Origin of the sequence: Clavibacter michiganensis, assembly GCF_002151125.1 — a bacterium.
Classification (GTDB): domain Bacteria; phylum Actinomycetota; class Actinomycetes; order Actinomycetales; family Microbacteriaceae; genus Clavibacter; species Clavibacter michiganensis_C.
In genome coordinates, this window is the sequence record NZ_MDJZ01000013.1 from 1 (window position 1) to 9,773 (window position 9,773).

Below are 9,773 nucleotides of genomic sequence, written 5' to 3' on the forward strand. Positions count from 1 at the left end.
GGGGGGGGGGGGGGGGGGGGGGGCGCCTGCGCGCCCGCCCGGCGGGCGCGGGCGGCGGATCCCCGCGAGCGGTACCGGGGTGCTGTCCCCGCGTGCGTCCCGGCACCTCCGACGGATGCGAGCGACGCGGGCGGTCGAACACACTGGATCCATGACCACCGCATCACCCCGCCGCATCGCCGCGCGCTCCGGCATCGCGCTCGTCGCGGGCGCCGCGTCGCTCGCCCTCGCCGGCTGCTCGGGCATCGCCGACGACATCGCCGACATCTACGCGATCACCTACGAGGTGACGACCACGGGAGCGGCCGACGCCGGGCTGACCGACGTGTCGTACGCCGAGGCCTCGCACCGCGGTCGGCCGTCGATCGTGAAGGAGGTCGGCCAGGCGTCCTTCTCCCCCGGCGACGACTCGGCGAGCTCCGTCTGGTCGGTCGAGTCCGTCGTCACCGCGGAGGACTGGGCGTTCGTGCAGGCCACGCCGGCGGACGGCGAGGCGCTGACGTGCCGGATCCTCGTCGACGGCGTGCGGGAGATCGCGACCTCGACCGCGGCGCCCGGCCAGCCGGTGACCTGCCAGCTCCCCACGCCGCCGTTCGGCTGACCGCGCCGGTCGGTCTCCCGGCCGACGCGGTCCGCGCGGGTCAGTACTTGGCGGACTGCCCGCCGTCGATCGGCAGCACGGCGGCGTTCACGTACGCCGCGTCGTCCGAGAGCAGGAACGCGACGACCGACGCGATCTCGTCCGCCTCGCCGTAGCGCTTCGTCGGGTTGCCCTGGATGAACTCCTCGGCGGCGCCGCGCGGGTCGTCCGCGCTGATCTGCTTCATCGACTCCTCGACCATGGGCGTCCAGATGGCGCCGGGTGCGATGGCGTTGATGCGGATGCCGAACTGCCCGTACTCGACGGCCGAGTTGCGGGTGAGGCCGACGACGCCGTGCTTCGCGGCCGCGTATCCGGACTGGTTGCCGACGCCGCGGATCCCGCCGACGCTCGCAGTGTTGACGACCATGCCGGAGCCCTGCTCGCGCATGACGGCGAGCACCTTCTCGAGGCCGAGGAACACGCCGCGGAGGTTGATCGCGACGACCTTGTCGAACTCGGCGGCCGTGAAGTCCTCGGTGAGGTTCTGGCGGCCCTCGATGCCGGCGTTGTTGAAGAAGCCGTCGATGCGACCGAAGCGCTCGACCGTCTGGCTGACGTACGCGTCGACGTCGGACTCCTGCGACACGTCGGCGATGACGGTGAGGACCTCGGCGTCGGGCGACGCGGCGCGGACGGCCTCGACGCTGGCCGCGAGGCCCTGCTCGGAGATGTCGACGAGGGCGAGGCGCGCGCCCTCGGCGGCGAGGCGGACCGCGGCGGCACGGCCGAGGCCGGAGCCTCCGCCGGTGATGAGGACGACCTTGTCGGTGAAGCGGGTGGTGGTCATGGGGTCTCCTGACGAGTCGGGGACGGCGGCCCGCGTCTCGTGGACGGAGCCACTGATCCATGCGATCGCATGGACATCCCTACCGTAGGTCGGGATCCTGGACGCGGGCTCCGCGTGCCGGCCGCAGACCGGGCTGCCGCCGCTCCATCCGCTTCCGCACCGCGACGAAGACGAGGCCGGCCAGGACGATGTGCCCGAGAACCAGCGCGATCGCGTCGGGCTCGACGAACGCGACGTCCCAGCCGGACGAGCCCCAGCCCGTGCCGCCCAGCAGCACGCGGTTCACCGTGAGCTGCGTCCCGTGGAACGCCATCGCGATGAGGAGCGCACCCTCCGTCGGGATCCGCCGCGCGGCGATGAGCGCGAGGCCGAACAGCCCGAGCTGGAGCACGTACACGATCGCGTCGTTCCCGGCGGGGATCGGCGTGAAGGCGCCGGTGTCCGACCCCGCGATCGTCAGCACGATCCAGCGGCCGGACTCGATCACGACGCCGATGGCCGGGAAGAGGGCGGTGGTCACGAGCGTCGCGACGACGAGCCCGGCGCCGTCGCGGAGGTTCGTCCACATGTACCCGCGGAGGGCGAGCTCCTCCGGGATCGCCTCGTAGAGCGCGAGGACGACGCCGTTCGCGAGGAGGAACCCGGCGAAGACGGCGAGGTCGACGCCGTCGACGCGGATCCAGCCGAGGAGGCCGGCGGGTACCCAGACGACCGCGCCCGTCACCGCCCCCACCCCGACGCCCAGCGCGATCGGCCGCCCGATCCGCCGCGACAGGCCGAGGCTCGCGAGGCTCCTGCGGTCGAGCCGGCGCCGGAGGAGGACGACGGCGGGCACGACGATCGCGGACATCAGCACGGCCTGCAGCACGGTCTTCAGGAGGAGGCCGGCGCCGGTCGCCTGCACCACCGCGTCCGCGATGCCGATGGCGAGGCCGAGCCCCACCCCGAGCACGACCCATGCGAGGAGCGCGACCGCGACGGCGCGGATCCACGACTGCGGGCGGCGCGTCTGCGCGTCGAGGCGCGGATCCGGGGACTCGGCGCGCGCGGCGGACGGCTCGGAGGACACAGCGGCAGGGCGGGCAGATGCGGGCACGGGACTCGTCTCGTCGGCGTCGGGCGGTCGATCCAGGCTGGCGGGCGGGTCGATGACGCGCGACCCCGACGGCGGCGCGGCCCGCATCTGGGGCGCGGGATCAGGTCGCGGGCGCCCCCGCCGCCGCCGCCGGCGCCGCCTCCGGCTCGGTGAAGTCGAACACCAGCACGCCGTGCGGATCCGGCGCGAGCAGCGGCCCGACGAACTCCTTGAAGGCGGCGTGCTGGGCGTCGATGCGCGACGGATCCCGGATCAGCGGCTCGCCGAGGTACAGGTTGCGGTCGCCCTCCGAGGCGAAGGCGAGCACGAAGCCGAGCTCGAATCCGCGGCCGACGCCCTCGGGGCTCGACTGCCGTCCGGCGTGCAGCGAGCGGATGTAGGGCCCCGTGCCGTCCGGGTGCGGCGAGTCGGCGAGCGCCCGGAAGCGCCGCTCCACCTCGTCGCGGTCGGCGGGCGTCGCGTCGTCGCGGAGCCGGAACAGCACGACGTGGTGGACGAGCCCGGGGACGTGGTCGCGGGCGGTGAGCTGGGCGTCGGTGAGGGCGGGATGATCGTCGATGGTCATGTCCGGATCCTGGCCCGATCCGGCCGCGACGGCGCGGCCGTGACCCGGACGGGGCCTCGCCGTGGCGGATCCGCCGCCGTAGCCTGAGCACCACCCGCGCCGCCTCACCGGCCGCGGCGCCCGGGCCCGCGACGAGGAGGCCGCATGACCGACGCCCCCGACGCCGCGCTCGCCCGTCGCCTCCGCGACGATCCCGAGGCCGCGCGCCGCCTCGAGGAGCTGCGCCGCGCCGCGTTCGGGCGCGAGGGATCCACCGCGCCGCTCGTCGAGGTCCCCGCGGACCTCCGCGCGCGCACCGGGTACGGCGACGCGGAGCTGCCGGCGCCGCTCGTCGCGCTGCTCGCGGAGGAGGCGCGGCTCGTCGACGAGGGCGCGGCGCTGCTGGCGGTGGAGCGGCCCGCGGTCGGCGCCGCGGAGGCGGAGGCGGAGGCAGCCGCGGAAGCGGAGGCGGCCGCGGAGGCGGACGCCGACGACCCGGACGACGCGCCCGCTCCTCGCCGGACGCGCACGCGCGGGGGTCTCGCGGCGATCATCGCGGGCGTCGTCGTGATCGCGGGCATCGGCGCCGCCTCCGCGTCCGGCGCCCTCGACGCCGGCGGCACGGCCGCATCGTCCCCGACCGCCGAGGGCGGCGACCCGGCCGCCACCGCGACCGCCGCCCCGCGCGGCCAGGCGATGGGCACCCCGGACGGCCGCCGCGGATCCGTCGTCCCCGACTTCACGGCGGACCCGCCCGTCCGTGTGCCGCCGACCGACCAGGAGCTGGCCGAGAACCTGCGGATCCGCGCCGACCGTGCGTGGGGCCTCGTGCTCGAGCAGCAGCCCGACGCGGTGCGGCCCGACGTGCAGACGGAGCGGGTGGTCGACGGGGAGGACTACATCGACCAGCAGATCGCCTGCCTGCGGGACGCGGGCATCACGGCGTCCGTGATCGGGCAGGACAGCTACAGCCTCACCGACGCGGATCCGGTCACCGTGTACTCCTGCCAGGTCCGCTTCCCCCAGCGCGAGGCGGGACCGCGCACCGACGCCGAGCTCGCCTACATCCACGACTACTACGTCTCCTACCTGATCCCCTGCTACGCCGCGGAGGGCGAGCCGTACCTCGGCGAGGTCCCCGCGGTCGACGACTTCATCGCCGCCGTGCGCGCCGAGCGGCCCTGGACCCCGTTCCCCGACGCCATGGACGAGCAGCTGGCCCGCGCGTGCCCGGTGCTCCCGGCGGCGTACCGGTGACGGCTCCGGCCCCGCCTGCCGAGGAGCTGCGTCGTCAGCTGCGCGCCGCCGCGCCTGCTGAGGACCCTTCTCAGCGCGGTTAGGGTGGACGACGTGCGCGCCCTCCTCGGACCCCGGCCCCGTGGCACGGGTCCGCGATGACGGACCGCCGCACCCCCTGGGCCCCGGACGACGACGACGCGTCGCCCTTCGACCGGCCCCTGCGCCCCCGACGCGAGCGGGCCCGCGACCGTCGCGCCCGCGAGGACCTCGCCGGGGACGGATCCGCCACCACGCCGGGGACCTCCGCGGCGACGGCCACCGCCACGGTCACGGCCACCCGCGAGCCGCACGACCACCGGCACGACCACCCCCACGACCACGACGCCGCGCGCGCCGCCCCGACCGGGATCCGCACCGGCCTCGTCACGGGCCTCGCACTCGTGCTCCTGCTCCTCGCCCTCCGCGCCGCCTCCCCCGCGCTCGGCGACAGCGTCCTGCCGGACCGCCTCCAGGACCTCGTCACCCTGAGCGTCAGCGTCATCGTGGAGTCGCTGCCGTTCGTGATCCTCGGCATCGTGCTGTCGATCGTGGTGCAGGTGTGGGTGCCGCCCGGCGTCATCGAGCGCCGCCTCCCGCGGAACCCCTTCGCACGCCGCGCGTGCATCTCGTTCCTCGGCATGGCGCTGCCGGTCTGCGAGTGCGGCAACGTGCCGCTCGCCCGCGGCCTCGTGGTGCGCGGCTTCACGGTGCCGGAGTCGATCACGTTCCTGCTGGCGGCGCCGATCCTCAACCCGATCACCATCATCACGACGCACGCCGCGTTCGGCTGGGACGGCTGGATCCTCGTGGCCCGCATCGTCGGCGGCTTCGTCATCGCGAACGTCATCGGCTGGCTGTTCAGCCTGCACCCCCAGCCCGACCGGCTGCTCACCGACGAGTTCCGCGCCGAGTGCGCCCTGCCGGACCCGCACGCCCACGGCGGCGCCCGCGTGCGGAAGTCGATCTCGCTGTTCGGGCGCGAGGCGACCACGATCATGCCGGCGCTCGTCATCGGATCCCTGCTCGCCGGCCTCATCCAGGTCGCCGTGCCGCGCGAGGTGCTCGTCACGCTCGGCGGCAGCCCGATCCTCTCGGTGCTCGCGCTGATGCTGCTCGCGTTCGTCGTCTCGGTCTGCTCCAACGTCGACGCGTTCTTCGTGCTCTCGTTCGGATCCGTGTTCCTCCCGGGCGGCATCGTCGCCTTCCTCGTGTTCGGCCCGGTCATCGACATCAAGATGCTCGCGCTCATGCGCACCACCTACTCGACCCGCACGCTCGTGATGATCACCTCGGTCGTCGCGCTGATCAGCCTCGCGCTGGGATGGGGTGTCAATGCGATCGCCTGACGACCGGGAGACCCGCGACCGGACCACGTCCGTCCTCCGCCGTGCGCGCCGCCGCCGCGCCGCGGGCGGGCGCGCCTCCTCCACCGTGGGCCTGGTCCTCCTCGCGGCCTGCATCGTCTCGACGCTGTGGCTCACGATCACCGGCCAGCTCGGCCTCTACATCCACCCGCGCTACTTCGTCTTCACGGGGATCATGGCGGTCATCGGCCTCGTGGCGACCGTCGCCGGCTTCGCGCTCCGCCCCGCCGAGGCCGCGGAGGAGCACGACCACGACCACGGATCCGCCGCGCTCGGCGGCGACGCGTCCGCCGCCGGCCGCGCCTCCCTCCGCGCCCGGGCCTCCCGCGTGGCCGTCGCCGCCGTCGTCACGGTCACGGTCGTCGCCGTCCTCGTCCTCCCGCCGCGCACGCTGACGAACAGCACCGTCACGCAGCGCGCCCTCAACTCGAGCTCGGTCGCGTCCGACGCCGCGCCCGACCAGGAGCTCCTCGGCACGAGCGACTTCTCGACGCTCGGTGTCAAGGACTGGTCTCAGCTGCTCGCGCAGACCACGGATCCGACCTTCTTCACCTCGAAGTCCGTCGACATCACGGGATTCGTGAGCGCCGACCCCGACGACCCCGACGACGTCTTCTACGTGACCCGCTTCGTCGTCACGTGCTGCGCCGTCGACGCGCAGCCCGTCGGCGTGCCCGTCTACCAGCCCGGCTGGAAGTCGACGCTGCAGACGGACGAGTGGGTCCAGGTCACCGGGCCGTTCGCGTCGAACCCGAGCGCGAGGAGCCGGCAGCCGCTCGCCGTCATGCCGCAGACGGTCACGCCGGTCGACCAGCCCGCCGACCCCTACGTCTACTGAGCCGCCCGTGACCGACGCCGCCGCCTCCCCCCGCGCCTTCCGACGGGCGTTCACCGCCGTGATCCTCGTGCTCGTCCTCGTCTGCGGCGGCCTGCTCGCGGTGGCCGGCAGCCAGGGGCCGCGGCTCGTGCGCACGGACGTGGATCCGCTCGCGGTGGTCCAGCAGTCCCGGCAGCGGCTCGTGCTCGCCGCCAACCGGCCGATCCAGCCGGTCGACGCCTCGCGCATCCGGATGGAGCCGGGCGCCGACTTCACCGTCGACACGCAGGCCGACCGCCTCATCATCGACTTCACCCGGCCGCTCGCCTACGACGCCGACTACACGGTGTCCGTCGACGGCGTGCAGGGGATCGGCGGCGGACCCGCGTCGGACCTCCGCACGTCGTTCCGCACGGGCGATCCCGGCATGCACGTGCTGATCCGCGGCGGCGAGCAGCAGGCCGACCGCATCGTGCGGCAGAGCGTGGCGGGTTCCGGCGACGGCGCGAGCGACGTGGTCTTCCAGGCCACGAAGATCCAGGAGTACGCGGTCGTCGGGAACTCGCTCGTCGTCGCGACCCTCCAGGACGACGGCACGAACGGCCTCGTGCTCGCGGCCCTCGACGGATCCGGCCAGGTCGACCTGCCGCTCCCCGGTCGCGGCACGCTCCAGGACCTCCACGCCGAGGACACGGGCACCACGGTCGGCTTCCGCTTCACGAGCGCGGACGGCGGCCCGTACGGCGACACCCTCATGGTCGACGACGTGGCCGCGGGCGCCGCGCCGACGCCGGTGGTCGGTCTCGACGGGCGCGAGCTCAGCGTGCAGGCCTGGGGCTTCGTGCCGGGCCGGCCGCAGCTGGTGGCGCACGGGCAGGACGGCGACCTCTACCTCGTGACGGTCGACGGGTCCGCGCCCATCGTCCCGCTCGGCCGCCACGGCACGCTCGGCCCGTTCTCCGCCGACGGCACGCGGCTCGCGGTCACGGATCCCGGCTCCACCACCGAGATCGACCTGCGCACGGCCCAGCAGACGACGCTGCCGACGGAGACCGGCGGCGCCGACCTCCAGTACGACGGCGCGATCTCGTTCGTGCCCGGTGACGACGGCGCGGTGCTCCGCGTGCGCACGGCGCTGGATCCCGCGACCGGCACCGCGACGCAGCGCCTCGTCGTCGTGCGCGACGGCCGGGCGAGCGACGTCTACGTGCCCGCGGATCCCGCCACCCGCATCACCGGCCTCTCCGTCACCCCGAACGGCCGCTTCGCGCTGCTCGAGACGGTGCCGGACGCCGTGCGGGGCGCGAGCGACGACTACCCCAGGAACCCGCGCGACACGACGGTGACCACGCTCCTCGTGGAGCTCGCCACCGGCACGGTGACCCGCAGCGTCGCGGGCTTCGAGGTCACGATCGGCTGACGCCCGTGCGGCCTGCGCAACCCGCGTCGGTCGGCGCGGTCCCCGTCACGCGGCGGCGGCCACGGCGATGCGCCGGACGGCGACGACGGTCACGTCGTCGGGCAGCGTGCCCGCCGGCGCCAGCCCCGTGATGGCGGCGACCGCGCCCGCCGCGCTGGGCTCGGCCGCGGTCGCCGCGTCCGCCGCGAGGTCGAGCGACTCCACGGAGCCGTCGAAGAGGTCGAGCACGCCGTCGCTGCAGACCAGGAGGAGATCACCCGGGTCGAGGTGCACGGTGCTCGTGAGCCACTCCTGCTCGCCCAGGGCGCCGAGGGGGAGGTTGCGCGACGGGATCCGCTCCCGCGTCCCGTCCGCCCGGCAGACGAGGCCGAGCCCGTGCCCGGCGTCGACGACCGCGACCTCGCCGGTCGGCGCGTCCAGGCGCAGGTGCAGGAGCGTGACGAAGGCGTCGTTCGCGTCGAGGTCCGGCTCGACGGCCCGGTCCACGACGGCCAACGTGCGGCCCGGGTCGAGGGTCGGCACGGCGGTGCGGAGGGAGGCGCGCACCGTCGCGGCGATCACGGCGGCGCCGACGCCCTTGCCCATCACGTCGGCCAGGGTCACCACGATGCCGTCGCGGGTCCGGTGCCAGTCGAAGAAGTCCCCGCTGACATCCCCGCTCGGCACGCAGGCGCCCGCCACCTCGTAGCCCGGGAGATCCGGCAGGGACCGGGGCAGGAGCCGACGCTGGACGCCGCCGCCGTCGACCAGCTCCTGGCGGGAGAGCGCGGCCCGGGCGGCGTACATGCGGGCCGCCTGCTCGCCGCTCAGCGACGCCATGCTGAACGACACCACGACCAGGAGCACCAGCGTGATGAGGGCGGTCGACGGGGTGCCGAGCCAGGTCGTGAAGGCCTCGCTCCGCGGTCCGGTCGCGAGGAACACGACGAAGCGCGCGGCGTAGTAGGCGGCGAGGGCCCCGGAGGAGAGGAGCAGCGGCCAGCGCGTGCGGGAGAAGCCCGCGTCCAGCAGCGCGAGCTCGCGCGCCGACGCGCCGATGAGCACGCTCATCAGCCCGAGGTACAGCGGCCCGCCGGACCAGTCGTTCGTCGCGGGCGAGTCGGCGGACGACACGGCGGTGACCACGAGCGCCGGTGCCGCGACGAGCCACCACGGCGTCGGGCGACCGCGGAGGGAGCGGCTCGCCATCCACACGGCCGCGGCGCCGGCGACGTTGCAGCCGTTGCCGAGCGGGTTGGCCCACACCTGGTCGACGGTGCCGTCGCGGAGGTAGGCGAGCGATCCGCCCATGAACAGCGCCAGCGCGGTGCACCACCAGGCGCTGAATGCCGACCTGGTGCCGCGGAACGTGACGAGGGCGAACAGCAGGAACAGGGTGAGGCTGGCGACGCCGAAGGCGACGCGGAGCGTCAGCGAGTCGAGCACGAGGCGATCCGCCTCCCTTCGCGCGTGGTCTCGGGGAGGTCCGACCGATGGGGCGACGATCACGCCGACGTCGGTCGGTGGCGATCCCCGGGACGGCGGTGCCGGCGGCCCCCCGGGCGTCGACTGCGCGTCCCCTCCAGGCTACCCACCCGCGGTGGATCCGTCCGCGCGTCCGACCCCGCACATGCCGACGGCCCCGACCCCCGAGAGGGGGCCGAGGCCGTCGATGCGTTCCGCTGTGATCGCAGGTGGTGCGTCCCGGGGCGAGCCCGGGGTGGGTGCTACTTGGTGTTGACGGTGATCTTGGCGATGCCGACGACGAGCTCGTCGGTGACCGCGTCGGTGCCGAAGGTGCTGTTGAGCAGGGCGGCGGCGTCGGGGCTGACCTTGACGGTGGTG

The 9,773-nt window shown here is 74.7% G+C and carries 9 protein-coding genes; 5 read left to right on the forward strand and 4 right to left on the reverse strand.

Annotated elements, in window-relative coordinates; translation table 11 throughout:
* The first annotated feature begins 151 nt into the window (after positions 1-151).
* A complete protein-coding gene (locus BFL37_RS07755) occupies positions 152-601 on the forward strand; it encodes a hypothetical protein (protein WP_086514573.1) in 450 nt (149 codons plus the stop codon).
* Between the two features lie 40 nt (positions 602-641).
* Here the strand turns inward: BFL37_RS07755 and BFL37_RS07760 are convergent, their stop codons facing one another.
* From BFL37_RS07760 to BFL37_RS07770, 3 genes are all read right to left on the reverse strand, one after another.
* The gene (locus tag BFL37_RS07760; RefSeq protein ID WP_086514574.1) at positions 642-1,430 is read right to left on the reverse strand and encodes a glucose 1-dehydrogenase; all 789 of its coding nucleotides are present in this window, start codon (positions 1,428-1,430) and stop codon (positions 642-644) included.
* Positions 1,431-1,509: 79 nt separating this feature from the next.
* Complete coding sequence (locus BFL37_RS07765) at positions 1,510-2,526, reverse strand: CPBP family glutamic-type intramembrane protease (RefSeq protein ID WP_086514579.1); 1,017 nt, start codon at positions 2,524-2,526, stop codon at positions 1,510-1,512.
* Positions 2,527-2,626: 100 nt separating this feature from the next.
* Complete coding sequence (locus BFL37_RS07770; protein ID WP_086514575.1) at positions 2,627-3,091, reverse strand: Dabb family protein; 465 nt, start codon at positions 3,089-3,091, stop codon at positions 2,627-2,629.
* 144 nt (positions 3,092-3,235) lie between these two features.
* Between BFL37_RS07770 and BFL37_RS07775 the strand changes: the two genes are divergently transcribed.
* The 4 genes from BFL37_RS07775 to BFL37_RS07790 all read left to right on the forward strand — a co-directional run bounded on the left by BFL37_RS07775 (position 3,236) and on the right by BFL37_RS07790 (position 7,949).
* Positions 3,236-4,327, forward strand: coding sequence for a hypothetical protein (locus BFL37_RS07775; protein ID WP_086514576.1), 1,092 nt, complete (start codon positions 3,236-3,238; stop codon positions 4,325-4,327).
* Between the two features lie 137 nt (positions 4,328-4,464).
* Positions 4,465-5,694 (forward strand): permease, encoded by a 1,230-nt coding sequence (locus tag BFL37_RS07780; protein WP_346962706.1) that lies wholly within the window; start codon positions 4,465-4,467, stop codon positions 5,692-5,694.
* A complete protein-coding gene (locus tag BFL37_RS07785) occupies positions 5,681-6,550 on the forward strand; it encodes a TIGR03943 family putative permease subunit (RefSeq protein ID WP_241533912.1) in 870 nt (289 codons plus the stop codon). Before BFL37_RS07780 ends, BFL37_RS07785 begins: the two co-directional genes overlap by 14 nt.
* Before the next feature lie 7 nt (positions 6,551-6,557).
* Positions 6,558-7,949 carry a hypothetical protein gene (locus BFL37_RS07790; protein ID WP_086514577.1) on the forward strand — a complete coding sequence of 464 codons (1,392 nt, stop codon included), beginning with the start codon at positions 6,558-6,560 and terminating at the stop codon, positions 7,947-7,949.
* Between the two features lie 45 nt (positions 7,950-7,994).
* On the opposite strand, the gene BFL37_RS07795 is transcribed toward BFL37_RS07790, so the two are convergent.
* The gene (locus tag BFL37_RS07795; protein ID WP_086514578.1) at positions 7,995-9,374 is read right to left on the reverse strand and encodes a PP2C family protein-serine/threonine phosphatase; all 1,380 of its coding nucleotides are present in this window, start codon (positions 9,372-9,374) and stop codon (positions 7,995-7,997) included.
* Positions 9,375-9,773: the final 399 nt, after the last annotated feature.